Raw genomic sequence first — 26,480 nt, 5'->3', positions numbered from 1 at the left:
GCCGGGACCCGATGTGCGTTCGGGTCAGGGTCGCTGCGCGGTCAGCGACAGTCGTGCCACCCCGATGATGTGCGAACCCATCGAGAACGACGCGACCGTCGGGGTGGTCGCCGCGGGCAGGTCCAGCGTCGGGGTGTCCAGGGCCAGCACGGAGATCTGGTAGGTGTGCGGCCGGTCGCCGGCGGGCGGGCACGGACCCAGGTAGCCGGGGACGCCGGCGTCGTTGGCGCCCGCCACACTCGCGGCGCCCGCGGTGAAATCGGTTGCGGCGGCCGGGATGTCCCAGTTCATCCAGTGCCAGAAGCCCGCGCCGGTCGGCGCGTCCGGGTCGAACATGGTGACCGCGAAGCTCTTCGCTCCGGCCGGAGCGCCGGACCAGTGCAGGCGCGGGGCATGATTGGCGGCCGTGCAGCCGAAGGCGCCCGCGTAGAAGTCGGCCGGGAAGGCACGGTCGGCCGTGGCGTCACCGGTGGTGACGGTGAACGGGGCGGCCGACGCGGGAACCACGGCCCGAACCTGAACGGACGGAGCCGGATTCGGGCTCGGGGTCGCGGCGGGCGAATCCCGTTCGCTGCCGCAGGCGGCGGCGGACAGCAGGGCCGCCACGGCGAAGGTCGCGGAAACGATGCGTGCGGTGCGATTCATGGCGGTTCTCCTCGTCGTTCGACTGACGAGAAGAGACTCTCGGAATCCGGTACCGCCAGGGAGATCGTCCGCACCCTGGTATCCCGCGTGCCACCCGCCCGCACCCTAGGCTGAGGGCCGGGAGCCGGGGCGGTGCCGGGGCTCCGGCGAGAAGGAGTGCGAGCGTGGACACTACGACATCGGGAAGGGAGCTGGGCGCCTTCCTGCGGGCCATGCGGGAACGGCTGGCCCCCGAACAGGCGGGGCTGCCGAACGTCGGGCAGCGGCGTACTCCGGGCCTGCGACGGCAGGAGGTGGCGCAGCTCGCGGCGGTCAGCGTCGACTGGTACATCCGCCTCGAACAGGGCCGCGTCGGCACCCCCGGCGCCGCCATCCTCGACGCCCTCGCCGACGCCCTGCGGCTCACCGACGCCGAGCGCGCGCACCTGCACCTCATCGCCCGCGGCGCCCAGCCGCCCACCCGCCGCCGACCGGCCGACCCGCCGGAATCACTGCGCGCCATCCTCGACGGCCTGCCCGCCCTCCCGGCCTACCTGTCCGACTTCCGCCTCGACGTGCTGGCCCGCAACACCGCCGCGTCGGCCCTGTTCGGCCCGGGCTTCGAACCCGGCATCAATGTCGCCCGCCTGACCCTGCTCGACCCCGCCACCCGCGCCACCCAGCTGGACTGGGACCGGGTGGCCCGCGAGACCGTCGGCAACCTGCGCCGCAACCTGGCCCGCCACCCCGACGACCCGCGCCTGCGCGAGGTGATCGGCGAATTGCGCACGGACAGCCCCGAATTCGCCACCTGGTGGGACGACCATGCGGTTCAGGACCGCAGCCACGGCACCAAACGCATCCGGCATCCCGACGCGGGCGACCTGACGGTCTGCTACGACAACCTCACCAGCCCCGACGGGGCCGACTACAGCCTCACCGTCCTCACGCCCGTGGACGCGACGTCCGCCGCCGCCCTGCGCACCATCCTCACCGACCACGCGGACCGCCTGGGCGGCACCCGCCTTCGTCCGGTCGCGGGCTGACGACTGGAAACCAACCCCGAAACCAAGCGGGATCCCTGAAACCACGCGGGGTCCCCGGAAAACAAGCGGGGTCCCTGAAAAACACAAAACCCCCGGCTCTCGAAAGAGCCGGGGGCCGAGTTGTGTCTCAACCACACAGTCGGGGTGACAGGATTTGAACCTGCGACCTCTTCGTCCCGAACGAAGCGCGCTACCAAGCTGCGCCACACCCCGTGAAGCGAACCTGCAGTAGCTTAGCGCACCCGTCGTCCAGACGTTAAATCGGCTGGTCAGGTGCTCTAAAGCAGGCGAAAAGTGGCGAACAGCTTACGCGCGAAATCGGCCGTGACCGAGCGATCCACGCCCGTGTCGGCGAGGATCACCAGCACCAGCGAACCCTTGCCGGCGCCCACGCTGAGAGCGAAGGTGTAGACCGAATAGCCGGTGGCGCATCCCGCGGGAGCGGTGAAGCCGCCGCTGGTCTCCAGGAAGGTGCCGTGCAGCTGGCCGTCGCTGGTGTCGAGGGGTTGCGCGGTGCCCGCGGTGAGCGAGGTCTTGGTGGTGTAGCCGATGCGGGCGGCGTGCGCACCCACATCGGTGGCCGCCGCGGCCGCGTCGGAGATATCCGAGGTGGACAGGAACATGGTGGTCCGCACATTGCTCGGGCAGTAGTCCGAACCCTCCTCCGCGAAGCCCGCAGCGGGAATGCTGTCGGTGCCGTTCCCGTAGGTGGTGGCGGTCAGATCGGTCTTCCAGTCGCTGGGGATGTCCCACGCGGCCTTCAGGTCCTTGGGCACGTCGACCTGATAGCCGGGAATCTGGGGAGCCAGGGTGGACGCCGGGGTCGTGGTGGTGCGCGGCGTGGTGGCGGGCGCGCTGGTGATCGAGGTGGGCTTCGCGGCGGTCGGGGTGGGGCCGTTGCCGGAATCGCGCATCACGATCACGATCGCCACGACGGCCACGATCGCCACCACGAGCGCGCCCACGCCTGCCAGCAGCCACACCCGCCTGCGATTGCCGCCCGGCGGGGGCCCGAAGCCGCCCGGTTGCCCGGCGGCGAAGGGCGACGCGCCCGTGCTGTACGAATTCGCGCTCGGCGGAACGGGATTCGGCCCGGACCGATAGGGCGAGGACTGGTAGGGGTTGGGCCCCGACTGGTACGGGCTCGGGCTCGGGCCCGGCCACGGTCCTGGACCCGAGGCCGGACCCGGTCCCGGGATCGGATTCGGCCCGGAGGCTTGGGGATTCGGGTTCGGCTGGGGATATGGGCGCGGTGGGCTGGGCTGCGGCCGTTCGTGCACCGGCCCCTGCCACCAGTCCCCGCTGGACGTCGTCTTCTCCGGATCGATGTCCTGGCCGTCGGTTTCACCGCTCATCGTCGGACCCCCTGTGACGAGTCGTGCCGGCTACTGGATCGGGCGGATACTGGCGAGAATCTTCTTCGCCAGGGTCGCGTCCACGGACTGGTCCACCCCGGTGTCCGCGGCGATGGTGAACACGAAAGCGCCGCTGTCGCCGGGGAAGGCGAAGGTGTAGACCGAATACGTCGAGGCACAGCCCGCCGCCGGAGCCGGGGCAGCGCCCTTGGTCTCCATGTAGATGCCCTGCAGCTGCCCGTCCGAGGACTGGAAGGACTCCGCCGCGCCGGGCGTCGCACCCGTCGACGTGGACCAGCCGATGCGGCCCATCCGGGTGCCGATGTCGGCCGCCGCCCGCGTCGGATCCGTCTCGTCGGACTGGGTCAGAAAGATGTTGGTGCGCACATACTTCGGGCAGTACTCGATGCCGTCCTGCGCCAGCCCGGCCACCGGAATGCTGTCCGCGCCGCTGCCGAAGGTGCTCTGCCCGGTGCCGTCCACCTTCCAGCTCTGCGGAATGTCGTATGCCGCACCGTTGTCCGTGATCGTGACCACCTGGTAGCCGGGGATCACCGCGGCGGGCGTGCTGGTCGCCTTCGGGGCGGTGGTCCTGGCGGTCGTCGGCCGGCCCGACTGGGTGGGCTTGGCCGCGGTCGAGGTGAGCGCGCTGATCAGCGACGGCGCGGTGTTCGACCTCGCCGAGGCGTCGTTCGAGTTCCGGTGCACCAGCGCCACGACCACCACCGTGGCGATGATCGCCAGCACCAGCACGCCGACACCGGCGAACAGCCATACCCGGCGATTGCCGCCACCGGGCGGCGGGGGATAGGGCGGCTGCTGGCCGTAGCCCTGTGGCGCGCCGAACGCTTGGGTCGGCGGGTACTGGGCCGGGTACTGGGCGGGACCGGGCGGATAGGGCTGGCCGTACGGGCCGCCGGTGAGCGGGGTCGTCGGCTGCGGCTGCCCGTAGCCGGGCTGCTGCCAGCCCGGATCGGGTTGCGGCGCACCATAACCCGGCTGCGGCGCACCATAACCCGGCTGCGGCGACGGTTGCGGCTGCTGCCAGGTCTGATCCTGTCCGGGCACACCCTGCCACCAGTCCGGATCGGGTTCCGGACGGCCGGGCTCGTTGCTGTGGTCGTTTCCACTGGTCACGGTTGCCCCCTGACTGACGACTACATACCGCGCTGTATATCGCGGCGGGCGCTCACCGCGCGACAGCCTCCGACGACGCGGTGCGACCCCGCCCCGACTCGGCGACCGGCTTCTTCGGCGGCGCGCCGACCAGCGTCAGCAGCGTCGCCTCCGGGCGGCAGCAGAACCGGTACGGAGCCCAGGGCGAGGTCCCCAGACCCGCCGACACGTGCAGCCGGGTGTGCGCGCCCCAGCGCGAGGCGCCCTTCACCCGGGCGCGGTCGATCCCGCAGTTGGTCACCAGGGCGCCGAAGCCCGGCAGGCACAGCTGCCCACCGTGGGTGTGGCCCGCCATCACCAGGTCGTAGCCGTCGGCCGCGAATCGGTCCAGTACCCGCGGCTCCGGCGAGTGGGTGAGTCCGATGCTCAAGTCCGCCAGCGGATTCGGCGCACCCGCCACGGTGTCGTAGCGGTCCCGCTGCAGATGCGGATCGTCCACGCCCGCGGTCGAGATCCGCACCCCGGCGACCTCGATATCGCGGCGCACATGCGTCAGGTCCAGCCAGCCCCGCTCGGTGAACGCGGCCCGCAGATCCTGCCAGGGCAGCGGATCACCGTAGACCCGCTTGTGGTCCTTGTTGAAGTACTTGAACGGGTTCTTCGGCACCGGCGCGAAGTAATCGTTCGAGCCGAACACGAAAATGCCGGGACGCGCGAGCAATCCGCCCAGTGACTGCACCACGGCGGGCACCGACTTCTGGTGCGAAAGGTTGTCCCCGGTGTTCACCACCAGATCCGGCTCCAGCCGGTCCAGCTCCCGCAGCCATGCCTGCTTCAACTGCTGCCCGGGCATCATGTGCAGGTCGCTGATGTGCAGCACCCGTAGGGAGGGCTTGCCCGGTTCCAGCACCGGTAGCGTCGCCTCACGCAGCGTGAAGGCATTGCGCTCGATGAGCGTCGCGTATCCGATTCCGGCGACCGCGGCCCCGGCGGCTCCGAGTGCGGCACGGCTGAGGACGGAAGTCGAGAAGACGGGCATTTGCCCAGAATAGGCGACCCGGCGGAGAAACATCGAGTCAAATGAGCTGGACCACGATAGAAGTCCCTCGTACCGTGTCGCTCATGTCGGAACTCAAATCCAAGCTGCGGTCGGACATGACCACCGCGATGAAGAGCAAGGACACGCTGCGGCTGGCCACCCTGCGGATGCTGCTGTCCGCCGTTCAGAACGCGGAAGTCGCCGGACCCGAGGCCCGTGAGCTTTCCGACGCGGAGATCATCGCCGTCCTGCAGAAGGAGGCGAAGAAGCGCAATGAGGCCGCCGTCGTCTACGAGCAGGCCGGGCGTGGCGAGCTGGCCGCCAACGAGCGCGCCGAGGAATCGATCATCGACGAGTACCTGCCCACCCAGCTCACCGATGCCGAGGTGGGCGACATCGCCGACACCGCCATCGCCGACGTCGCCGAGCAGCTGGGGGAGCGGCCCGGGATGAAGCAGATGGGTCAGGTCATGAAGGCCGCGACGGCGCTCGCCGCGGGGCGCGCGGACGGGTCGCGGATCTCCGCGGCCGTGAAGGCGCGACTCTGACACTGTCTTGTTGATACGAAAGGCCCGGAGTGAGTGAATCACTCCGGGCCTTTCCTTTGCCTGCCGCGAGATTGCCTACCGCGGGATCGGGATGGGAATCGGGATCGGCGGCAGCTGCGGGAGGGGGATGCTCGGCAAGCCCGGCACCGTGGGCGGCGCGTTCGGCGCGGGCGCCGGAATCTGACTGCCGTCGCTCACGTAGAGCGTGATCACCGAGCCCGGGATGGCCGACCCGTTCGGCGAGACGTTCATGACCGTCCCCTTGTTCGCGCCGGGCTGCGTCGTCACCGACACCTGGAAGCCCGCCCCGACCAGGGTGGAGGTGGCCTCCGCCTGGGACATGCCGATCACATCCGGGATCTGCGAATTGTTCGATCCGCGAACGTACTTGTCGTCCAGCGGCGGCAGCGCGGCCGGCGGGAAGTGGTCGAGCACGTTCTTCATCGCGCCCAGATAGGTTTTGGCGGGCTCATTACCGCCGTACAGGTTTCCGCTGCCACAGCTGCGGAGCGGGAACGAGCAGATCTCGCCCGGCGTCGGGCTGTCGCCGTAGATGTAGCTGGCCCCGGCGAAGGAGTTGGTGAAGGCCAGGAAGGCCGAGGACCGGTGGGTCTCGGTGGTGCCCGTCTTGGCCGAGGTCGGGACGTTCCAGCCCACCGAGTGTGCCGAACCGGCACCGGTACCGCTCACCACGTCCTGGCTCAGGGCATTGGCGAGGGTGTTGGCCAGGCCCGGATCCACCACCTGCTCACATGCCTGCTGGGTCAGCGGCACCTGCTTGCCGTTGCGGTCCACCACCTCCTTGATCGGGGTGGGCGGGCACCACTTGCCGCTGGAAGCCAGCGTGGCGGCCACATTCGACAGTTCGAGGGGGTTGATCGCCACCGGGCCCAGGGTGAACGAGCCCAGGTTCTGGTCCTTGATCATGTCGGCCAGGCTCTGGTTGCCGTGGCCGGAGGTGCCGGGCTGGGTATAGGAACGCATGCCCAGGCGCACCGCCATATCGACGGTCGGCTGTACCCCGACGGCCTGGATCAGCTTGACGAACGCCGTGTTCGGCGAGGTCGCCAGCGCCTGCGTCACCGACATCGAGCCCGCGTAGTTGCCCGCGTTCTTCACGCAGTAGGTCTCCGGCGGGCAGCCCGGCGTCCCGGAATTACCCATGCCCTTGGCCGAGAAGAACGCCGGGACGTCCAGCGTGGCATTGATGCCCAGGCCCTTCTCCATGGCCGCGGCCGTGGTGAAGATCTTGAAGATCGAGCCCGCGCCGTCACCGACCATCGAGTACGGCTGCGGCTGCACGGTCTGATGCGCGTTGGCGTCCAGGCCGTAGACGCGGCTAGAGCCCATGGCCAGCACCGGATGCGAATCCTGGCCGGGCGCCACGATATTCATGACCTCGGCGATGTCGTCCAGATTCGGGTTGGTGTTGGCGGCCAGCGAGTCGCGCACCTGGTCCTGGACCGCCGGGTCCAGCGTGGTGCGGATCAGGTAGCCGCCCTTCTCGAGCTGATCGCGACTGATGCCGGCGTTGTTCAGGTACTGCATCGCGTAGTCGCAGAAGAAGCCGCGGTCATTGGCCGCGATGCAGCCGCGCGGCAGGCCCTTGGGTTCGGGCAGCACGCCGAGGGGCAATTCCTTGGCCTTGCGATACTCGTCGGCGCGATTGGGCACATTCTGGATCAGCGTGTCCAGCACGGTGTTCCGGCGCTCCAGCACGCCCGTGGGGTTGGTGTACGGGTTCAGCTTGGAGCTGGACTGCACCATGCCGGCGAGCATGGCCGACTGCACGACGTTCAGATCCTTGGCGTCCACACCGAAGTAGGTCTGCGCGGCGTCCTGGATGCCGTAGGAGCCGTTGCCGAACGGCACCAGGTTGAGATACCGGGTGAGGATCTCGTCCTTGGTGAGCCGCTTGTCCAGGGTCAGCGCCATCCGGATCTCGCGGATCTTGCGGGCGGGGGTGGTCTCCGTGGCGGCCCGGCGTTCGGCGTCGGTCTTGGCCACGACGAGCAGCAGGTAGTTCTTCACATACTGCTGGTCGATGGTGGAGCCACCCTGGGAGACCTGGCCGCCCGACGTGTTGGTCAGGAAGGCGCGGAAGGTGCCCTGCCAGTCCACACCGTGGTGGTCGGCGAAGCGCTTGTCCTCCACCGAGACCAAGGACAGTTTCATGTCATTGGAGATCTTCTCGCTGGGGACCTCGAAGCGGCGCTGCTCGTACAGCCAGGCGAACGGTGTTCCATTCGCATCCACCATGGTCGAGACGGCGGGCACGCTGCCCTCGACGAGTTCGGCGGAGACATTGTCGACGGCGTCCGCGGCTCGGTTGGAGATGAACCCGAAGCCACCGGCGAGCGGGAACAGCAGCCCGGCGAGCAACACGGCGGCCAAGACGCACGCGCCTGCCAGTCTCCAGAGCGTTCGTGTGATCGGCACGGGCCCTAGCCTAATTGGCCTCGCGGACACTCGGCGTTCGCCCGGCGGGGTGTTCATTCGTCCTAAAAGAGACGGACTGCCCGGTTCCGTGCAACGAATGCGTGGACGGACGTACCAGAAAATCTCGGGACGGTCTTGCGCAGGCCGCACACCTTTACCTAGATTGAGAACCCAGTGTGATAGAGCTAACACTCAAAGTGGAATGTGGTGCAGAACGCAGTGGGGTTGGGTAACTGCGCGCTGCACTCGCGATTCTGGAGCGCCGTGACCCGGTGTTCGGACTGCAAAGGGGCACACCAAATGCACATGACTACCCCGATCGCTCGATTGGACGTGGAGCAGGCCGAAGCGAGAATCGCCTGGGTTTCCCAGGCCCGATGCAAGGAAGTGGATCCCGACCAGCTGTTCGTGCGTGGCGCAGCGCAGCGCAAAGCGGCAACCATCTGCCGGCACTGCCCGGTGCTGATGGAGTGCGGGGCGGATGCCCTGGACAACCGTGTCGAGTTCGGAGTGTGGGGCGGCATGACCGAGCGGCAGCGCCGCGCGCTGCTCAAGCAGCATCCGGAGGTGACGAGTTGGGCGGACTTCTTCCGCGTCCAGCGATCACAGAAGGTAGCGATGTAACCGAGTATCCCTTACCCAGATCCCCCCTATAAGCAGAACGGATCGAGCCCGCGAAAGCGGGCTCGATCCGTGTCCAGGGTCGGATCGGGCATTTCAAACCAAAGGGTCGAACTGCCTGACTCGGTCAGGCGGACTTCACGCCCGCCTCGACCAGCTGATCACCCACCGCACGCAGCGCTTCCAGGTCGGCGACCTCGAACGGCAGCGCGGTGACGGCCACGATCGGGACGCTCGGGTGCGCGCCCGTGAAGCGGTGCAGCAGATGCTGTTCCCGCTTGGCGGTGGCGGCCCGGTGGGCGTGGATGCGCAGTACCGCGGCGGCCAGGGCCTCCGGGGTGTCCGCCTCGGGTTCCGGCGTCGCGCCGTTGGTCGCGGTCTCCGGCGCGAGCCGATCCGCGGCGACCTGCGCCTCCTCCGCGGACAGGCCGCTCAGCACCGGGTGGGTCCGGTTCAGTACCAGGCCGGCCAGCGGCATCCGGTCGGTCGAGAGCCGATCGACGAAGAAGCTCGCCTCGCGCAGCGCGTCCGGCTCGGCCGCGGCCACCACCAGGAAGTGGGTGCCCGGCCGCGACAGCATGGCGTAGGTGCGGTCCGCGCGATCCTGGAAGCCGCCGAACATGGACTCCAGTGACTGCAAGAAGACGCTGGCGTCTTTGAGCAATTGACCGCCGACGATGGTCGAGACGCCGCGCAGCGCCAGGCTCATGGCGCCCGCCACGAATCGCCCGACCCCGCGGCCCGGGGCCATGATGACCCGGATCATCTTGCCGTTGAGGAAGTTGCCCAGCCGCTTCGGCGCGTCCAGGAAGTCCAGGGCATTGCGGGAGGGCGGGGTGTCGACCACGATCAGGTCCCACTCGCGCTTGGACGCCAGCTGGCCGAGCTTCTCCATCGCCATGTACTCCTGGGTGCCACCGAAGGAGGACGCGACGGTCTGATAGATCGGGTTGGCGAAGATCTGCTCGGCCTTGTCCGGACTGGTGTGCTCGAGCACCATGTCGTCGAAGGTGCGGCGCATGTTCAGCATCATGGCGAACAGCTCGCCCTTGGCCTCGGGCCCGAGTTCGACCTTCTGCGGGGCGTTTCCGAGATCGTTCACGCCCAGCGACTGGGCCAGCCGGCGCGCCGGGTCGATGGTGAGCACCACGACCTTGCGGCCCGACTCGGCGGCGCGCAGCGCGATGGCCGCGGCCGTGGTGGTCTTGCCGACGCCGCCGGAGCCGCAGCACACCACGATGCGGGCCGACGGATCCGCGAGGATCTTCGAAATGTCCAGGGGCACAGTGCCTGCCGGAACGACCATGACTAGCGAACCCCCTGCGCGCTCAAGACTTCGGCCAGCTCGTAGAGCCCGCCCAGATCCATGCCGTCGGTCAGCGACGGCAGGTACAGCCGCGAGATGTCGAGCTGGGCCAGTTCGGCGGCGCTCTCGTCCTGGGCGGCCAGCCGCGCGGAATGCTCCACGGTCTCGGCGACCAGGCCCTCGAAATCGGTCTCGGACAGGCTGATCCCGGCCTCGGTCAGTCCGGCCCGCAGGGCGTCGATGTCGACCGTGCCCTGCGCGGCCTGTTCGCGCACCGAGCGCGGCAGGTAGCCCTCGCTCGCCCGATTCACGATGACCGTCCCGATATTCAGGTCGTTGGCGGTGAGTTCGGCGACGGCGTCGGCGGTTTCCTGCACCGGCAGCGCCTCCAGCAGCGTGACCAGGTGGATCATGGTCTGCTCGGAGTGCAGCAGCTTGGACACGCCCTCGGCCTGCGCGGCGATGGGACCGCCGCCGGCGATCTCGGCCATTGCCTGGGTGACGTCCAGGAAGCTGGCGATGCGGCCGGTCGGGGGCGCGTCGATGACGATCTCGTCGTAGGCGGGCTTGCCGGACTTGTCCGCGCGGACCGCGCATTCCTTGATCTTGCCGGTGAGGATCACGTCGCGCAGGCCCGGCGCGATGGTGGTGACGAATTCGATGGCGCCCACCCGGCGCATGGCGCGCCCGGCGAAGCCCAGGTTGTAGAACATGTCGAGGTACTCGAGGAAGGCGTGCTCGACATCGAGGGCCAGCGCCATCACCTCGCCGCCGCCGTCCGCGGTGGCGATGCGAGTCTCGGTGGGCGGCAAGGGCGGGAGATCGAACAGCTGGGCAATGGACTGTCTGCCCTCGACCTCGACCAGCAGCACCCGGCGCCCCCCGGCGGCCAGTGCCAGTGCCAGTGCCCCGGCGACGGTCGACTTCCCGGTGCCCCCTTTCCCGGAAACGTAGTGCAGGCGGGCCTTGTCCGCCCGCTCCGGCCAACCTGCTTCGACCCCCGGCTCAACCGAAACGGGCACTGCTATCGGTACTCCCACGCTCGCGAGCCTATAACTCGTTCCGAATTCCTGCCCACAGGACTCGGCAACTGTCTGATACACCACTCTGGAAACTCGTATTTCCTGATCTCGCAGCGTAGTCGGCGGGCCTGGGGAACTGGGGGAACCTGGCCGGGCTAGTCTCAGCGCATGAGTGATGTGACCGTGTGGGAGTACGCGACGGTGCCCCTGTTGACCCATGCCACCAAGGCCATTCTCGACCAGTGGGGTTCCGACGGCTGGGAACTCGTCACGGTGCTGCCCGGACCGACCGGTGAACAGCACGTCGCCTACCTGAAGCGGGCGAAGAGCTGATGTCCTGGGCCGAGAACCTGAAGGAGCTCGGGCTCGAACTGCCGACGGCTCCGAAGCCGGTCGCGGCGTACGTGCCCGGCGTCCGGTCCGGCAACTACGTCTACACCTCCGGGCAGTTGCCGTTCGTGAACGGCGAGCTGCCGCTGACCGGCAAGCTCGGCGCCGAGGTCACCGTCGAGCAGGGCGCGGAGATGGCCAAGCTGGCCGCCCTCAACGCCCTTGCGGTCGTGCACGATCTGGTCGGCCTCGACAATGTCGTGCGCATCGTCAAGGTCGTCGGTTTCGTGGCCTCCGCGTCCGGCTTCAACAGCCAGCCGCTGGTCATCAACGGCGCGTCCGAGCTGCTCGGCGCGGTGCTCGGCGAGGCCGGGGTGCACGCCCGTTCCGCGGTCGGCGTCAACGAGCTGCCCCTGAACACCCCGGTCGAGGTGGAACTCATCGCCGAGGTGCGGTAACCCCGAAATGCTTGGGGCACAGTCGGAAGCGTGATGCGTTCAACTCTGGACGCATCACGCTCGGTGCATTAGGACGAAACAATGACGCTCACTCACCCCGCGTACGAGCAACTGCGGCAAGTGACTCCGTCCGCCGCCGTCGTGCTGGCCGACAATCCCAGCGGAATGACATTGCAGGGCACCAACACCTGGCTGCTGCGCGCTCCCGGCGCCACGGAATACGTTGTGGTGGACCCGGGTCCGAAGGATCGCGCGCACACCGAGGCGCTGGTGCGCGAGACCGGTGGGAACATCGCCCTCACCCTCATCACCCACAAGCATCACGACCACACCGGCGGCATCGACCACCTGGTCAAGGCCACCGGAACCGCGGTGCGCGCCAAGGATTCCGAGTTCCTGCGCGGCGCGGGCACCCACCTGACCGACGGTGAGGTCATCGAGGTCGCCGGGCTGCGCATCACGGTGCTCGCCACCGCCGGGCACACCGAGGACTCGCTCAGCTTCCTGCTCGACGGCCCGGACGGCGAGCAAGCGCTGCTCACCGGTGACACCGTCCTCGGAAGCGGTACGACCGTCCTGGAATCCTGGGACGGCGCGCTGGCGGCCTATCTGGACTCGCTGAACCGGCTCGTGGCGGTCGCTCCCGGCCGCACCCTGCTCCCGGCCCACGGTCCCGACCATGCCGACGCCGAACCGGTCATCCGCTACTACATCGCCCACCGCGAGGAGCGCCTGAACCAGGTCCGCGCCGCCTTGGAGAAGCTCGGCCCCAAGGCCAAAGCACTGCAGATCGTCGCCGAGGTCTACGCCGATGTGGACAAGCGCCTCTGGCCGGCCGCCCACAGCTCGGTCGAAGCGCAGCTGGCGTACCTGCGTTCACAGGAATAGGGGTTTCAGGGCCGAAGCCCCGGAGGATCCGAAGAGTTCGGTCCTCTACACGTCGAGGCGCGTCGCCACCGCTACGGGGGTGGCGACGCGCCTCGCGTATGTAGCTGTCGCCGCTCAGCGAGCGCGGCGGGCCAGTCTCTCCGAGTCGGAGATCAGCACGCTCTTGCCCTCGAGCCGCAGCCAGCCGCGGTGCGCGAAGTCGGCGAGCGCCTTGTTCACGGTCTCGCGGGAGGCGCCGACCAGCTGGGCGATCTCCTCCTGGGTGAGGTCGTGGGTCACGCGCAGCGCGCCCGCCTCCTGGGTGCCGAAGCGCTGAGCGAGCTGCAGCAGCGCCTTGGCGACACGACCCGGAACGTCGGTGAAGATCAGGTCGGCCAGGTTGTTGTTGGTGCGGCGCAGGCGGCGGGCGAGCACCCGCAGCAGCTGCTCGGCGATCTCGGGGCGCTGATCGATCCACGCCTTGAGGGCGTCCCGGTCCATGGTGACCGCGCGGACCTCGGTGACGGTGGTGGCCGTCGAGGTGCGCGGGCCCGGGTCGAAGATCGAGAGCTCGCCGAACATGTCCGACGGGCCCATGATCGTCAGCAGGTTCTCACGACCGTCGGGGGAGCGGCGGCCGATCTTCACCTTGCCCGAGGTGATGATGTACAACCGGTCGCCGGGTTCGCCCTCGTTGAAGATGACGTGGCCGCGCGGGAAGTCAACGGGCTGCAGCTGTTTGGCGAGAGCGGCCACCGCGGTGGGCTCGACGCCTTGGAAGATGCCTGCTCTGGCGAGGGCCTCGTCCACGAATGTGCTCCTTATGGGAAATGGCTCTGTCCTGGACCGAAACGACTCGGCCGACAGTGCAGTCTACTTTGCAATACCGCCGGGTAGTGATAGACACCACGCGCCGAGCTCATTCTCAGACACGCGGAGCCGCAGTAAGCGACACACAACGACGGTTTCGCGACACGCTTCATAAGCAATCTACGACACGCCGTGAGACCTGCGTCATGAAGATCGTAAAAAGTGGTCCGGAGCTGAAAGCCACCGGACCACTCGACCACCGACCCGCGCGGATCAGCTGGCCTGTGCGACGTCCATTCCCTTGGCCGCGGGCCGGGCGCGCCGCGGACGCGCCGCCGCGGCCGGCAAACCCAGCTTGGTCAGATCGCTGACCTCGGCATTCGTGGCTCGATCGAGATACTGCTGGACCTCTGGGTCTGGTTCGAGAAGCTTGCGAAGTCGATTCTCGACCCGTTCCATCACCAACGCGAACAGCATCAGCGCTATCGGAAACAGCACCACAGCGAGTCCTTGCATAGGCAGCAGTAAACACGCCGAAGGTCTCAGATGGAACACGGCGGGTACTCAGCCCGGTTGTGGGGCAGGGGTGGTTCCGTAAGGTGGGGGCGTGCGTGTCTCTGAATCCAACGCGGCCGTGAGCGGGGCAGACCCGGATAATTCGGGCGTTCAAGCGACCCCTGACGGAGCTCCGGTCGATGTCTCGGATGCGCCACGGTTTTCGCGTCCGGCCAAAGCGCGCAAGCGCGACAAAGAGACTCGGATCGGCCTGGTCCGGCGGGCCCGGCGTATGTACCGGGAAATGACCATCGAGTTCCCCGACGCGCACTGCGAGCTGGATTTCACCACGCCCCTCGAATTGGCGGTCGCCACAATTCTTTCCGCGCAGTGCACCGACGTGCGGGTGAACCTCACCACACCCGCGCTGTTCGCGAAGTACCGCGGCGCACGCGATTACGCCGAAGCCAATCGGGCCGAGCTGGAGGAGTACATCCGGCCCACCGGCTTCTACCGCAACAAGGCCAATTCCCTCATCGGGCTGGGCCAGGAACTGGTCGAGCGTTTCGACGGCGAACTGCCGGGCACCCTCGGCGAACTGGTCACCCTGCCCGGCATCGGGCGCAAGACCGCGAACGTCATCCTCGGCAATGCCTTCGATGTCCCGGGCATCACCGTCGACACCCATTTCGGGCGGCTGGTGCGGCGCTGGGGCTGGACCGCGGAGGAGGACCCGGTCAAGATCGAGCACGCCGTCGGCGAGCTGATCGAGCGCCGTGACTGGACCATGCTCTCGCACCGGGTGATCTTCCACGGCCGCCGCGTCTGCCATGCGCGCAAGCCCGCGTGCGGCGCGTGCCTGCTGGCCAACGACTGCCCGTCCTTCGGCGCGGGGCCGACCGATCCGACCGAGGCCGCCAAGCTGGTGAAGGGCCCGGAGACCGAGCATCTTCTCGAGCTGGTCGGCCTGTGAGCGCCGAGACGGCGCGGGGCAACACCGGGTGGCAATGGGCGCTGGCGGCGGTGATCGTCGCCGTGGCGGCGGCGGTCGCCCTGTGGCCGCAGTTCACCCACTCCGACGACAAGAGCGCCGCGACCGGCTCGACCACGGCCACCGGGCCCGCCGAACCGGCTGTCGCCGACTCGGATCGGGCCGCGGCGGCGCTGGCCGCCTGTCCCGTGCCCACCGGCGCGCCCGTCGGCGACGGCCCGCTGCGCGGCATCACGCTGGACTGCCTGGCCGACGGCCGGCCGGTGGATCTGGTTGCGGCGCTGGCCGGCAAGCCCGCGCTGCTCAATCTGTGGGCCTACTGGTGCGGTCCGTGCGCGGAGGAACTGCCGCTGCTGCAACAGTTCTCGCAGCAGGCCGGGAACGCGCTCACGGTGCTGACCGTGCACAGCGATCCGGGGACCGCCAAGGCGCTGTCGCGGCTGAGCGGGCTCGGCATCCACCTGCCCGGGGTCGAGGATTCGAATGCCAGGGTCCGCACCGCGGTCGGCGCGCCCGCCGTGCTGCCGATCTCGGTGCTGTTGCGCGCCGACGGCACCGTTGCGAAAGTCGTGGTGCGCCCGTTCACCAGCGTCGAGGACATTTCCGCCACCGTCGCGGCCGAATTGGGGGTCAGGGCGTGAGGGCTGGACGAATGGATCTTTCGACAAGGGTGTGGTGATGAGACTCGAGGCGTCTGCCAATGGCATTCCGGAGTGGCTGCGCGGGGTGGCCGAGCACGACCCGGCCGATCCCACCGGCGTGAACCCGGTGCTGCGCCGCAGCACCATGCGGCGCTTCGCCGCCGCGGCGACCCGGGCCCGGGAGGCGTCGGTGCTGGTGCTCTTCGGCGGCTCCCCCGAGCCCGATTCGACTGCGCCGGGCGGGCTTCCGGCCGATGCCGACGTGCTGCTCACCCAGCGTGCCGCCACCCTGCGCCAGCACAGCGGCCAGGTGGCCTTCCCGGGCGGCGGGGTGGAACCGCAGGACGACGGCCCGATCAGCACCGCCCTGCGCGAGGCGCGCGAGGAGACGGGGCTCGATCCCGCCGGCGTGGAGCCGATCGCGGTGCTGCCCAAGATCTTCGTGCCGCCGTCGCGGTTCGATGTGACGCCGGTGGTCGCCTACTGGCGTACCCCCGGCGAGGTGGGGGTGGTGAGCGAGACGGAGGCCGCCCGCGTGGCGCGGGTGCCGCTGTCCGAGCTCATCGATCCGGCCAACCGTTTCGTGGTGCGCCATCCACTGGGCTATGTGGGCCCGGCGTTCACCGTGGACGAAATGCTGGTGTGGGGGTTCACAGCCGGGGTGCTCGCCGGATTGCTGGCGGTGTCCGGGTGGGAACGCGAATGGGACCATCACGATGTACGTGATCTGCAGGCCGCATTGGCCGCGGTAGGGATGACATTATGAGCGCCTCGGGCTGGCTCGACCTCGGCATCATCATTCTGGCGCTGCTGGCCGCGACCTCCGGGTGGCGGCAGGGCGCGGTCGCTTCGGCGCTCGCCTTCCTGGGCGTCATCCTCGGTGCGGTCGCGGGCATTCTGATCGCGCCGCACATCCTGAAGCACCTGAACGAGGGCCGCACCCGGGTGCTGGTGGGCGTGCTGCTCATCGTGGCGCTGGTGATCGTCGGCGAGGTCGCGGGCATGGTGCTCGGGCGGGCCGCGCGCGGCGGCATGCGGGATCCGTTCACCCGCAGCGTGGACAGCGTGGTGGGCGCGGGCCTGCAGGCGGTGGCGGTGCTGGCCACCGCGTGGCTGCTGGCGCTGCCGCTGACCAACTCCTCGCAGCCCGGAATCGCGGCCGCGGTCACCAACTCCCAGGTGCTGCGCAATGTCGACCATGTCGCGCCGGACTGGCTGCGGCGGGTGCCGACCGACTTCTCCAACCTGCTCAACACCTCCGGGCTGCCGGATGTCATCGGCCCGTTCGGGCACGTCCCGATCACCGCCGTGGAACCGCCCGATCCCAGCGTGCTGCAGCTGCCGGTGGCCCAGCAGCTGCAGGGCAGCGTGCTGCGCATCCGCGGCATCGCGCCCAGTTGCCAACGGCAGCTGGAGGGTTCGGGCTTCGTGGTGGCCCCGGAGCGCATCATGACCAATGCGCACGTGGTCGCGGGCACCAACACTGTCAGCGTGGACACCGCGCGCGGGTCGCTGCCCGCCACCGTGGTGTTGTTCGACTCGTCCAAGGACGTGGCGATCCTGGCGGTGCCGGGCCTGAACGCGCAGCCGCTGGACCTGGCTCCGGCCGACGCCGGCTCGGGGGAGAGTTCCATCGTGCTCGGTTACCCGGGCGGCGGGCGCTACACCGCCAGCGCGGCCCGCGTGCGCGAGACCCTGAACCTGAAGGGTCCCAATATCTACCGCGACGCCGACGTCAAGCGTGAGGTCTACACCATTCGCGGCCAGGTCCGGGCCGGTAACTCCGGCGGCCCGCTGGTGGACACCGACGGCCGGATCCTGGGCGTGGTGTTCGGCGCGGCGGTCACCGACGACGACACCGGGTACGTGCTCACCCTCGACGAGGTGCGGCCCGAACTGAGCTCGGCGGCAGGTCAATCGACGGCGGTCGGCACCGGCAGCTGTGTGCTGAGCTGAGCCTGGAAGAACGGAAAAACGGCCCCGGCGAACATGATTCGCCGGGGCCGTTCTTCCGTATCGGAGAGCCCCGTCAGGCCAGCAGTTTGGCGATCTCCGCGGTCACCGGCTCCGGATTCTCCTGGTGCGCATAGTGACCCGCGTCCGGGATGGCCACCACCCGGCGCTGCGGCGAGAGCTGCCGGCCGCGGCGGATGGTGCCCGGCAGGATGTACCGGTCGCAGTCGCCGTACAGGGCCAGCGTGGGCACCGGCACCGGTTCGCTCATGGCCGCCATGAAACGCCGGCCGTCGGGCCGCCACTGGCTACGGAAGGCCCAGCGCTGATATTCCAGCGCACAGTGCGCCGCGCCGGGGATCCGGATGGCGGTGCGCATGCGGCGGGCGGTGTCGGTGAATTCCTCGGTGGCCGACCAGCGTTCGCCCACCCGGTCGCGGAGCAGGAGTTCGATCGCGATGCCGTCGTCGCGGGTGAGCCGGGCCTCGGGCACCCGCGGCACCTGATAGCGCAGGAAGTCCGGCAGCCAGGCCGAGCGCTGTGGCTTGTCGCGCAGCACCGCCCGCTTCAGCGCCACCGGATGCGGGGAGCTGATCAGCGCGATGGATCGCACCACCCGCGGGTGCAGAACGGCGGTGGCCCAGCACACCAGGCCGCCCTCGGCGTGCCCGACCAGGGTCGCCTCGGTGTGGCCCAGCGCGCGGATCAGGCCGGCGACATCACCGGCGAGGGTCCAGCCGTCGTAACCGCGTGGTGGCTTGTCGGTGTCGCCGTAGCCGCGCAGGTCCACCGCCACCGTGCGGAAGCCGCGTGCGGCCAGCCCGGTCAGCTGGTGGCGCCAGGACCACCAGAAGTCGCCGAAGCCGTGCAGCAGCACGACCAGCGGCATGTCCGGGTCCGTGTAGGCCGTCCCGGCGGGCACGGCCTCGACCACGTGGAAGCGAATGCCGTTGGCGTGCACGTCCCGATGGGACCACGGCCCGTCATAGCGGACTGCGGACGGATCCGGATGCGAATTCGACGACACGCCGATGGAGCGTAATCGAAGGTCTAGGTCCGGGGCTTGCCGAGTTCGACGGAGACCTCGGCCGTCTCCCCGTCGGTGTGGCCGAAACCACTGGGCAGCACGCTCTTCGCCTCCTTGAGGGACTCGATGGTCTTCGCCGGCGCACGCAGCTTGCGCACCTTCAGGTAGCCCAGCAGCGCGAAGGCCGCGACCGCCGCGATCATCAACAGGAACACCACCAGGAACGCGGCCCAGCGGTACAGCCAGATGTCGAGCAGTTCGGCGAGGAAGAAGAAAAAGAAGAAGGAGCTGAACAGCAGGATGGTCAGCGCCAGGATGAAGAAGACGCTGCCCTGCAGGCCCTTCTTGATCTCACCGGTGACCTCGGCCTTGGCGAGTTCCACCTCGGCGCGCACCAGGGTCGACATCTGCTCGGTCGCGTCGCGGACCAAGGTGCCGAAGGTCGCCGACTGATGGGCGTCGACATCGGACAGCGGAATCGAAGTGACGGTGCGGGTGCGGTTCCCGTCGTAGCCGTTACCGCCCTGTGTGAAGCTCAATTGCTCGACCCTTCTCCATGTCCCGGTAGTACTGTCCGGTGTCGCTCTTGATTTTGCAGTGCCCGCTCGTCACGTCGTGCCTGGTGAGCACGGCCCCGACGCAACAGTAGCGCCGAACCCGCCAGGGAAGCCGCCAAAGACGTGAGCAACACCGCCGCTTTCGCGAGCTCTGCGGCCGACCCGTCGCCGACGTCTTCCAAGGCCAGTTCTGCCACCAAGAGGCTAACGGTGAAGCCGATCGCGCCCAGTACCGACAGGGCGAACATGTCCCGATAACCGAGATCATCGGGTCGTTCCGCGATTCCCAACCGGACGGCGAGCCAACTGGATCCGAAGATGCCGGCCGTCTTGCCGACCAGCAGGCCCAGGACGATGGCCAGCGCCAGCCGGTCGGTGAACAGCTTCGACAGCACGCTCGCATCCAGCGGAACGCCCGAGGCGAACAGCGCGAACAACGGTACGCACAGTGCGGCGGAGATGGGCTGGAAGAAATGCTCGAGCCGGGCGGCGGGCACGCGGTGCTCGTCCTCGCCGGGATCCGGTCGCACCCGGGTGAGCAGGCCGCAGGCCACGCCCGCCAGGGTGGCGTGAATTCCGGCCTCGTGCAGGGAGTACCAGGCGATCAGGCCCAGCGGGACGTAGATGAACGGGCTGCCGAGGCGGAAGCGCTGGGCCAGCGCCCAGCCGGCCAGGCACAGCACGGCCACCAGCAGCCACAGCATCTTCAGGGTGGTGGTGAACAGGACGGCGATCAGGATGATGGCGATCAGGTCGTCCACCACGGCCAGGCTGAGCAGGAACACCCGGGCGCCGGCCGGAATCCGCGATCCGGTCATGGCGAGCACGGCCAGCGCGAAGGCGATATCGGTGGCGACCGGGATGGCCCAGCCGCGGTCCATGCCCGGCGCGCCCCAGCCGACGGCGGTGGCGATGAGCGCGGGCAACACCACACCACCGACGGCGGCCACGATGGGCAGGGTGGCGCGTTTGCGGTCGGCGAGTTCACCGACCACCAGCTCCCGTTTGAGCTCCAGCCCGGCCACGAAGAAGAAGATGGCCAGCAGGCCGTCCTTGGTCCAGTCGGCCAGCGTGAGGTCGAGGTGGAGGGCGGGAATGGCGAGCCTGGTGTCGACCATGGTCGTGTAGCTCGCGCCCCACGGTGAGTTGACCCAGATGAGCGCCGCGGCCGCGGCGATGAGAAGCAGTGCGCCGCCGAAGGTTTCGGTTCTCAGATAGCGGGTCAGCTCGGAACGGACCTGAGTGATCACGGTGCAGCCTTTCGGTCGGTCGACGAGAAAGCGGCGTGCTACACCACTCCAGGGACCGACGGCACAACCGCATGCCGACCAGACTTCCCGGCACACCTTTTGCGCAATTCTAACGGTCTGCCCGGAACTTCTTGACTACCCCGTACCCGAAGCGGCCCCCTGATCGCCGATCAGGGGGCCGCTTCGGGGTCTGCCCGTTTACGCCTTGCCGGCGCGGATGGACTCGAACACGTTGGGGTCCACCAGGGTTGAGGTGTCGCCCAGTTCGCGGCCTTCGGCCACGTCGCGCAGCAGGCGGCGCATGATCTTGCCCGAACGCGTCTTCGGCAGTTCCGGCACCACGTGGATCTCGCGCGGGCGGGCGATGGGGGAGATCTCGCGGGAGACCTCGGCCTTGAGTTCGGTGATCAGATCGGCGCCGGTGTCGGTGGCCTCGGCGGTGAGGATCACGAACGCCACGATGCCCTGGCCGGTGGTCTCGTCGGACGCGCCGACGACCGCCGCCTCCGCGACGCCGGAGTGGCCCACCAGCGCGGACTCCACCTCGGCAGTCGAGATGCGGTGGCCGGACACGTTCATGACGTCGTCGACGCGGCCGAGCACCCACAGGTCCCCGTCGGTGTCGAGCTTGGCGCCGTCACCGGCGAAGTACCAGCCCTTCTCGGCGTAGCGGGACCAGTAGGTGTCCTGGTACCGCTCGTTGTCGCCCCAGATGCCGCGCAGCATGGACGGCCACGGCTGGTCGAGCACCAGGTAGCCGTTGGCCTCGGTCTCGCCGAGGGAGACCGGATTGCCTTCCTCGTCGACGACTTTCGCGGAGATGCCCGGCAGCGGGGTCATGGCCGCGCCCGGCTTGGCCGCGGCGACGCCCGGCAGCGGCGAGATCATGATGGCGCCGGTCTCGGTCTGCCACCAGGTGTCCACGATGGGAGTCTTGTTGCCGCCCACCACATCCCGGTACCAGCGCCAGGCCTCCGGGTTGATCGGCTCGCCCACCGAACCCAGCAGCCGCAGGCTGGACAGGTCGTGCGAATCCGGGATCTCGCGGCCCCACTTCATGAACGTGCGCACCAGCGTCGGCGCCGTGTAATAGATCGTGACGCCGTACTTTTCGATGATCTGCCAGTGCCGGTGCTCGTCGGGGAAGTTCGGGGTGCCCTCGTAGACGACCTCGGTCGCGCCGTTGGCCAGCGGGCCGTACACGATGTAGCTGTGCCCGGTCACCCAGCCGATATCGGCGGTGCACCAGTACACGTCCTGACCGGGCTTGTGGTCGAACACGTGGTGGTGGGTGTAGGCGGCCTGGGTCAGGTAGCCGCCGGAGGTGTGCAGGATGCCCTTGGGCTTTCCGGTGGTGCCGGAGGTGTAGAGGATGAACAGCGGGTGCTCGGCGTCGAAGGCCTGCGCCTCGTGCTCGGGGGAGCCGAGCGCGACGGTCTCGTCCCACCACAGGTCGCGGCCCTCGGTCATCTCGGTCTCGATGCCGGTGCGGCGCACCACGAGTACATGCTCGACGGTCGAATCACCCTCGGCGAGAGCCTCGTCCACGGCCGCCTTGAGCGGGGCCGGCTTGCCGCGCCGCCACTGGCCGTCGGTGGTGACGACCAGCTTGGCCGCGGCGTCGTCGACGCGCTGGCGCAGGGCGCTGGGGGAGAAGCCGGCGAAGACCACCGAGTGGGTCAGGCCCAGGCGGGCGCAGGCCAGTATGGCCACGATGGCCTCGGGGACCATCGGCATGTAGATGGCGACCCGATCACCCGCGGCCAGCCCCAGGCCGGTGAAGTAGTTGGCGGCACGCGACACCTCGGCCAGCAGCTCGGCATAGGTGATGTCGCGGGAGTCGCCGGGCTCGCCCTCCCAGTGGATGGCGACCCGGTCGCCGTGCCCGTCGAGCACGTGCCGGTCCACGCAGTTGTAGGCGACATTGAGCTTGCCGTCGGCGAACCACTTGGCGAAGGGCGCGTCGTCCCAGTCCAGCACCTGGGTGAAGGGCTGATGCCAGTGCAGGCGCCGTGCCTGTTCGGCCCAGAACCCGTCCCGGTCCGCTTGGGCTCGAGCATAAAGAGAGGCGTCGCCGTTGGCGGCGGCCGCGAACTCAGCGCTGGGCGGATAGGCATCCAGGTGGTCGGCGGTGGTTTCGGTCATCTCGTCTCTTCTTCTCTCGCGTGCAGGCCGCGTAGGGGTGACGGCGGCCACGTTCGACCCTAACCGACTGTGACCTGCGTCGTGTTTCGCCGTCTCGATCGGTGGGCGGTCGTGACGAGGCTCCCATCGGCGGCATGACCGAACCGTGAACGCGGGGTCCCCGCTGCTGTGCACTGTGTCACGTAGGGTCTCCCATTCGGATGCCCCATGTTGCCGGATTGCTAACAAGCCGAACATTCCCGTTTCGATCCGCTGACAACATCGGCCGCGATCGTTAATGTCCGATTCACCCCGAGGCCGACCGTTTCCTGGGATGGGAGAAACGCGTTGCGAATCAAGACGATCACCGCGCTCGCCGTGGCGGCACTGGCCACAAGCCTCAGCCTGACCGCATGCTCCTCCGGTGAGGACAACAATTCCGACTACGTCACCGTGAACGCCGCCGAACCACAGAATCCGTTGGTGCCCACCAATACCAACGAGAACATGGGCGGCCGCGTGGTCGACCGGCTCTGGGCGGGGCTGAAGTACTACGACGCCAACGGCACTCCGCACGACGAGATGGCGCAGTCCATCGTCACGCCGGACCGCCAGCACTACACCATCACCATCAAGCCGGACTGGACGTTCACCGACGGCACCGCGGTGACCTCGAAATCCTTTGTGGACGCGTGGAATTACGGCGCCCTGGGCACCAATGCGCAGCTGCAGAACTGGGTCTTCACCCCGATCGTCGGGTACGACGACGTCGCGGCGAATCCGCCCAAGGCGCAGACCATGTCGGGCCTGAAGGTGGTCGACGACCACACCTTCACCGTCGACCTCAAACAGCCGTCCATCGACTTCGAGCTGGAACTCGGCTTCTCGCCGTTCTATCCGCTGCCCGCCGTGGCCTACAAGGACATGAAGGCCTTCGGCGAGAACCCGATCGGCAACGGCCCCTACAAGTTCGCCGGCGCCGGTGCCTGGCAGCACAATGTGCAGATCGACGTGGTGCCCAACCCGGACTACAAGGGCGGGCGGCCCGCCAAGAACAAGGGCCTGCGCTTCAAGATGTACGCGAACATGGACACCGCGTACGCCGACCTGCTCCAGGGCAATCTGGACGGCCTGGACGTGATCCCGGATACCGCGCTGGCCACCTACGAGAAGGACCTGGGCGACCGGGCCATCCACAAGCCCATCGCCTACAGCCAGCACATCGGCATCCAGCCCAATGTCGCCCACTTCTCCGGACCCGAAGGAGTGCTGCGGCGCAAGGCGATTTCGATGGCCATCAACCGGGAACAGATCGCCGCCAACATCTTCCACAACACCCGCGTCCCCTGCCAGGACTTCACCGCCTTCACCCTGCCCGGGTTCCGCGCCGGCCTGCCGGGTTCCGAAGTGCTGAAGTTCAATCCGGACGAGGCCAAGAAGCTGTGGGCGCAGGCCGACGCCATCTCGCCGTGGTCGGGCACCTTCCAGATCGCCTACAACTCCGACGGCGGTCATCAGGCCTGGATCGAGGCCACCGCGAACAGCATCAAGAACACCCTCGGCATCGACGCGGTCGGCGCGCCCTACCCGACGTTCAAGAACATTCGCGACGAGATCGTGCACGAGAACGTGGGCAAGGCGTTCCGCTACGGCTGGCAGGGCGACTACCCGTCCATGTTCGAATACCTGACCGCGCTGTTCCTGAGCACCTCGGAAACCAATGACGTGCACTACAAGAGCCCGGAATTCGACCGGCTGCTCAACAGCGCCCTCGCCGCCGCCACACCCGAACAGGCGTATGACGGCATCGCGCAGGCGCAGACCGTGCTGTTCCGGGACATGGCCGATATCCCGATCTTCGACTACAACGTCGCGGCCGGGCGCTCGGACAAGGTGAAGCAGGCGCCTGTCTCCTGGTCGGGGCTGTTCGACTTCGAGAACATCGAGAAGTAGCCCGGCATGGTGTGGTACGTCGTCCGGCGGCTGCTCCAGATGATCCCGGTCTTCTTCGGGGCGACGCTGCTCATCTACGCGATGGTCTTCCTGATCCCCGGCGACCCCATCCAGGCGCTCGCCGGGGACCGGCAGATGACCCCGGCGGTGGAGGCGTCCCTGCGCGCTCGCTACCACCTGGATCAGCCGTTCTTCATCCAATACCTGGAGTACCTGAAAGGCATTGTCACGCTGGACTTCGGGACGTCCTTCTCGGGTCGGCCGGTGCGCGACGAGCTCGCCCGCGCGTTCCCGATCACCTTCCGGCTGTCCGTCATGGCGGTCTGCATCGAAGCGGTCTTCGGCGTGACGTTCGGGCTGATCGCGGGGCTGCGCAAGGGCAAGCTCTTCGACTCCACCATGCTGGTGCTCAGCCTGGTGATCATCGCGGTGCCGATCTTCGTGGTCGGCTTCCTCGCGCAGTTCCTGCTCGGCGTGAAGTGGGGCATCGCACCGGTGACCGTCGGGGCGAAGGCGAGCTTCACGGATCTGCTGGTACCGGCGTTCGTACTCGCGTCGCTGTCGTTCGCCTACGTGTTGCGGCTGACCCGGAACGCGGTGGCGGAGAACATGACCGCCGACTTCGTGCGCACCGCCACCGCCAAGGGACTCAGCCGCAGGCGGGTGATCGTGGTGCACATCCTGCGCAACTCGATGATCCCGGTGGTCACCTTCCTCGGCACCGATCTGGGCTTCCTGCTCGGCGGCGCGGTGGTCACCGAGGGCATCTTCAATATCCCGGGCGTCGGCGGCACGCTCTACCAGGCCATTACGCGCGGGGAACCGCCCACGGTGGTGGCCTTCGTGACGGTGCTGATCGTGATCCTGTTGCTGTCCAACCTGATCGTCGACCTGCTCTACGCCGCCCTCGACCCGAGGATCCGCTATGCCTGAACCCGAGGCCCGCGACAGCCGGCAACCCGCGGTCCGCGAAATGCGCCGTGGCCAGGAGCATTTCGTGGCGCCGCCGGACGAGGTCCAGGTCCTGGCCACCGACACCCTGGACGAGACCACCGCCCCCACCAGCGTGTGGCGGGACGCCTGGCGGCAGCTGCGGCGCAATCCCATCTTCCTCGCGGCGGCGGTACTGATCGTGCTGGTGGTGCTGGTCGCCGTGTGGCCGCAGCTGTTCACCAGCCAGGATCCGCGCTACTGCAACGGTGACTTCAGCATGCAGAAGCCGTCCGGGGCGCACTGGTTCGGTTTCGACAAGCAGGGCTGCGACATCTACGCCCGCACCATCTACGGCGCCCGCGCCTCGGTGGTGACCGGTGTCGGCGCGACGCTGATGTACGTGCTCATCGGCGGCGCCCTGGGTGCGATCGCCGGATACTATGGCGGGCTGCTGGATTCGGTGGTGTCGCGGATCTCCGAGGTGTTCTACGCGCTGCCGCTGATGCTGGCCTCCATCGTGCTCATGCAGCTGCTCGCCTCGCGTACGGTGTGGACGGTCATGCTCACGCTGGCCTCGTTCAGCTGGCCGCAGGCCGCGCGCATCGTGCGCGGCGCGGTGATCGAATCGAAGAACAGCGAGTACGTCACGGCGGCAAAGGCCCTGGGCGTCTCCAGATTCCGGACGCTGGTGCGGCACGTGCTGCCCAACTCGGCCGGGCCGCTCATCGTGGTGAGCACCATCGCGCTGGGTGTCTTCATCGTCACCGAGGCGACGCTGTCGTATCTGGGCGTCGGGCTCACCCGGCAGACCGTGTCGTGGGGATCGGATATCGCGGTGGACCAGAAGGAGATTCGCACCTCGGCCATCCTGTTCTACCCGGCCACCGCGCTCGCGCTGACCGTGCTCAGCTTCATCATGCTCGGCGACGCCGTGCGCGACGCCTTCGACCCCAAGGCCCGCAAGAGGTGAGCGCC

The 26,480-nt window shown here is 68.4% G+C and carries 26 protein-coding genes and 1 tRNA gene; 13 read left to right on the top strand and 14 right to left on the bottom strand.

Features of this window, described 5'->3' with window-relative positions:
- Nucleotides 1–24: 24 nt before the first annotated feature.
- Nucleotides 25–645 (bottom strand): YbhB/YbcL family Raf kinase inhibitor-like protein, encoded by a 621-nt coding sequence (locus tag ACWEQQ_RS00610; protein ID WP_452346670.1) that lies wholly within the window; start codon nucleotides 643–645, stop codon nucleotides 25–27.
- 164 nt (nucleotides 646–809) lie between these two features.
- Between ACWEQQ_RS00610 and ACWEQQ_RS00605 the strand changes: the two genes are divergently transcribed.
- Nucleotides 810–1,670, top strand: coding sequence for a helix-turn-helix transcriptional regulator (locus ACWEQQ_RS00605; RefSeq protein WP_452339722.1), 861 nt, complete (start codon nucleotides 810–812; stop codon nucleotides 1,668–1,670).
- A 139-nt stretch (nucleotides 1,671–1,809) separates the two neighbouring features.
- Here ACWEQQ_RS00605 and ACWEQQ_RS00600 read toward each other — a convergent pair.
- From ACWEQQ_RS00600 to ACWEQQ_RS00585, 4 genes are all read right to left on the bottom strand, one after another.
- Nucleotides 1,810–1,883, bottom strand: a tRNA-Pro gene (locus ACWEQQ_RS00600).
- 65 nt (nucleotides 1,884–1,948) lie between these two features.
- A complete protein-coding gene (locus tag ACWEQQ_RS00595; RefSeq protein ID WP_452346669.1) occupies nucleotides 1,949–3,025 on the bottom strand; it encodes a hypothetical protein in 1,077 nt (358 codons plus the stop codon).
- Nucleotides 3,026–3,055: 30 nt separating this feature from the next.
- A complete protein-coding gene (locus ACWEQQ_RS00590; protein WP_452346668.1) occupies nucleotides 3,056–4,162 on the bottom strand; it encodes a hypothetical protein in 1,107 nt (368 codons plus the stop codon).
- A 52-nt stretch (nucleotides 4,163–4,214) separates the two neighbouring features.
- Nucleotides 4,215–5,180 carry a metallophosphoesterase gene (locus tag ACWEQQ_RS00585; protein ID WP_452339719.1) on the bottom strand — a complete coding sequence of 322 codons (966 nt, stop codon included), beginning with the start codon at nucleotides 5,178–5,180 and terminating at the stop codon, nucleotides 4,215–4,217.
- Nucleotides 5,181–5,263: 83 nt separating this feature from the next.
- Here ACWEQQ_RS00585 and ACWEQQ_RS00580 point away from each other — a divergent pair, with 83 nt between their 5' ends.
- Nucleotides 5,264–5,728 (top strand): GatB/YqeY domain-containing protein, encoded by a 465-nt coding sequence (locus ACWEQQ_RS00580; RefSeq protein WP_354839043.1) that lies wholly within the window; start codon nucleotides 5,264–5,266, stop codon nucleotides 5,726–5,728.
- 75 nt (nucleotides 5,729–5,803) lie between these two features.
- On the opposite strand, the gene ACWEQQ_RS00575 is transcribed toward ACWEQQ_RS00580, so the two are convergent.
- The gene (locus tag ACWEQQ_RS00575; RefSeq protein ID WP_452339718.1) at nucleotides 5,804–8,167 is read right to left on the bottom strand and encodes a penicillin-binding protein; all 2,364 of its coding nucleotides are present in this window, start codon (nucleotides 8,165–8,167) and stop codon (nucleotides 5,804–5,806) included.
- A gap of 300 nt (nucleotides 8,168–8,467) precedes the next feature.
- Between ACWEQQ_RS00575 and ACWEQQ_RS00570 the strand changes: the two genes are divergently transcribed.
- Entirely contained in the window at nucleotides 8,468–8,791 is a 324-nt protein-coding gene (locus ACWEQQ_RS00570; RefSeq protein ID WP_033089817.1) for a WhiB family transcriptional regulator, read from the top strand.
- Nucleotides 8,792–8,915: 124 nt separating this feature from the next.
- Here the strand turns inward: ACWEQQ_RS00570 and ACWEQQ_RS00565 are convergent, their stop codons facing one another.
- Together ACWEQQ_RS00565 and ACWEQQ_RS00560 are read right to left on the bottom strand one after the other, a co-directional pair.
- Nucleotides 8,916–10,094 carry an ArsA family ATPase gene (locus ACWEQQ_RS00565; protein WP_452346667.1) on the bottom strand — a complete coding sequence of 393 codons (1,179 nt, stop codon included), beginning with the start codon at nucleotides 10,092–10,094 and terminating at the stop codon, nucleotides 8,916–8,918.
- Nucleotides 10,095–10,096: 2 nt separating this feature from the next.
- Entirely contained in the window at nucleotides 10,097–11,116 is a 1,020-nt protein-coding gene (locus ACWEQQ_RS00560; RefSeq protein WP_364621551.1) for an ArsA-related P-loop ATPase, read from the bottom strand.
- Nucleotides 11,117–11,284: 168 nt separating this feature from the next.
- On the opposite strand from ACWEQQ_RS00560, the gene ACWEQQ_RS00555 reads away from it, so the two are divergent.
- The 3 genes from ACWEQQ_RS00555 (at nucleotide 11,285) to ACWEQQ_RS00545 (ending at nucleotide 12,792) form a co-directional block, all read left to right on the top strand.
- A complete protein-coding gene (locus tag ACWEQQ_RS00555) occupies nucleotides 11,285–11,449 on the top strand; it encodes a DUF4177 domain-containing protein (RefSeq protein ID WP_085996654.1) in 165 nt (54 codons plus the stop codon).
- Nucleotides 11,449–11,904: a RidA family protein gene (locus ACWEQQ_RS00550; RefSeq protein ID WP_452346666.1), complete on the top strand. Its 456-nt coding sequence runs from the start codon at nucleotides 11,449–11,451 to the stop codon at nucleotides 11,902–11,904. Before ACWEQQ_RS00555 ends, ACWEQQ_RS00550 begins: the two co-directional genes overlap by 1 nt.
- An 81-nt stretch (nucleotides 11,905–11,985) precedes the next feature.
- Nucleotides 11,986–12,792 (top strand): MBL fold metallo-hydrolase, encoded by an 807-nt coding sequence (locus ACWEQQ_RS00545; protein ID WP_452346665.1) that lies wholly within the window; start codon nucleotides 11,986–11,988, stop codon nucleotides 12,790–12,792.
- A gap of 114 nt (nucleotides 12,793–12,906) precedes the next feature.
- On the opposite strand, the gene ACWEQQ_RS00540 is transcribed toward ACWEQQ_RS00545, so the two are convergent.
- Nucleotides 12,907–13,581: a Crp/Fnr family transcriptional regulator gene (locus tag ACWEQQ_RS00540; RefSeq protein ID WP_019044571.1), complete on the bottom strand. Its 675-nt coding sequence runs from the start codon at nucleotides 13,579–13,581 to the stop codon at nucleotides 12,907–12,909.
- Between the two features lie 273 nt (nucleotides 13,582–13,854).
- A complete protein-coding gene (locus ACWEQQ_RS00535; RefSeq protein ID WP_081986109.1) occupies nucleotides 13,855–14,082 on the bottom strand; it encodes a hypothetical protein in 228 nt (75 codons plus the stop codon).
- A 286-nt stretch (nucleotides 14,083–14,368) separates the two neighbouring features.
- Between ACWEQQ_RS00535 and nth the strand changes: the two genes are divergently transcribed.
- The 4 genes from nth to ACWEQQ_RS00515 are packed head-to-tail and all read left to right on the top strand — an operon-like array spanning nucleotide 14,369 to nucleotide 17,664.
- Nucleotides 14,369–15,049: an endonuclease III gene (gene nth, locus ACWEQQ_RS00530; protein ID WP_452339808.1), complete on the top strand. Its 681-nt coding sequence runs from the start codon at nucleotides 14,369–14,371 to the stop codon at nucleotides 15,047–15,049.
- The gene (locus ACWEQQ_RS00525) at nucleotides 15,046–15,708 is read left to right on the top strand and encodes a TlpA family protein disulfide reductase (RefSeq protein WP_452346664.1); all 663 of its coding nucleotides are present in this window, start codon (nucleotides 15,046–15,048) and stop codon (nucleotides 15,706–15,708) included. Before nth ends, ACWEQQ_RS00525 begins: the two co-directional genes overlap by 4 nt.
- A gap of 37 nt (nucleotides 15,709–15,745) precedes the next feature.
- Entirely contained in the window at nucleotides 15,746–16,474 is a 729-nt protein-coding gene (locus ACWEQQ_RS00520) for an NUDIX hydrolase (RefSeq protein WP_452346663.1), read from the top strand.
- Nucleotides 16,471–17,664 carry a MarP family serine protease gene (locus ACWEQQ_RS00515; protein ID WP_354839071.1) on the top strand — a complete coding sequence of 398 codons (1,194 nt, stop codon included), beginning with the start codon at nucleotides 16,471–16,473 and terminating at the stop codon, nucleotides 17,662–17,664. The genes ACWEQQ_RS00520 and ACWEQQ_RS00515 overlap by 4 nt, the downstream gene beginning before the upstream one ends.
- Before the next feature lie 73 nt (nucleotides 17,665–17,737).
- Here the strand turns inward: ACWEQQ_RS00515 and ACWEQQ_RS00510 are convergent, their stop codons facing one another.
- The 4 genes from ACWEQQ_RS00510 to acs all read right to left on the bottom strand — a co-directional run bounded on the left by ACWEQQ_RS00510 (nucleotide 17,738) and on the right by acs (nucleotide 22,640).
- The gene (locus ACWEQQ_RS00510) at nucleotides 17,738–18,688 is read right to left on the bottom strand and encodes an alpha/beta fold hydrolase (RefSeq protein ID WP_452346662.1); all 951 of its coding nucleotides are present in this window, start codon (nucleotides 18,686–18,688) and stop codon (nucleotides 17,738–17,740) included.
- 23 nt (nucleotides 18,689–18,711) lie between these two features.
- Nucleotides 18,712–19,227, bottom strand: a complete 516-nt coding sequence (locus ACWEQQ_RS00505; RefSeq protein WP_452339712.1) for a phage holin family protein — start codon at nucleotides 19,225–19,227, stop codon at nucleotides 18,712–18,714.
- Nucleotides 19,224–20,492 (bottom strand): Na+/H+ antiporter NhaA, encoded by a 1,269-nt coding sequence (gene nhaA, locus ACWEQQ_RS00500; protein ID WP_452346863.1) that lies wholly within the window; start codon nucleotides 20,490–20,492, stop codon nucleotides 19,224–19,226. The genes ACWEQQ_RS00505 and nhaA overlap by 4 nt, the downstream gene beginning before the upstream one ends.
- A gap of 201 nt (nucleotides 20,493–20,693) precedes the next feature.
- The gene (acs, locus tag ACWEQQ_RS00495) at nucleotides 20,694–22,640 is read right to left on the bottom strand and encodes an acetate--CoA ligase (RefSeq protein WP_452339711.1); all 1,947 of its coding nucleotides are present in this window, start codon (nucleotides 22,638–22,640) and stop codon (nucleotides 20,694–20,696) included.
- A gap of 327 nt (nucleotides 22,641–22,967) precedes the next feature.
- On the opposite strand from acs, the gene ACWEQQ_RS00490 reads away from it, so the two are divergent.
- The 3 genes from ACWEQQ_RS00490 to ACWEQQ_RS00480 are packed head-to-tail and all read left to right on the top strand — an operon-like array spanning nucleotide 22,968 to nucleotide 26,475.
- A complete protein-coding gene (locus ACWEQQ_RS00490; RefSeq protein ID WP_452346661.1) occupies nucleotides 22,968–24,572 on the top strand; it encodes a peptide ABC transporter substrate-binding protein in 1,605 nt (534 codons plus the stop codon).
- 6 nt (nucleotides 24,573–24,578) lie between these two features.
- On the top strand, nucleotides 24,579–25,505 hold the full coding sequence (locus ACWEQQ_RS00485) for an ABC transporter permease (protein ID WP_452339709.1): 927 nt from the start codon (nucleotides 24,579–24,581) through the stop codon (nucleotides 25,503–25,505).
- On the top strand, nucleotides 25,498–26,475 hold the full coding sequence (locus tag ACWEQQ_RS00480; protein WP_452346660.1) for an ABC transporter permease: 978 nt from the start codon (nucleotides 25,498–25,500) through the stop codon (nucleotides 26,473–26,475). The genes ACWEQQ_RS00485 and ACWEQQ_RS00480 overlap by 8 nt, the downstream gene beginning before the upstream one ends.
- The last annotated feature ends 5 nt before the right edge of the window (nucleotides 26,476–26,480 follow it).

The organism is Nocardia sp. NPDC004123, from assembly GCF_053603795.1.
This window is presented reverse-complemented; position numbering and strand designations above follow the sequence as displayed.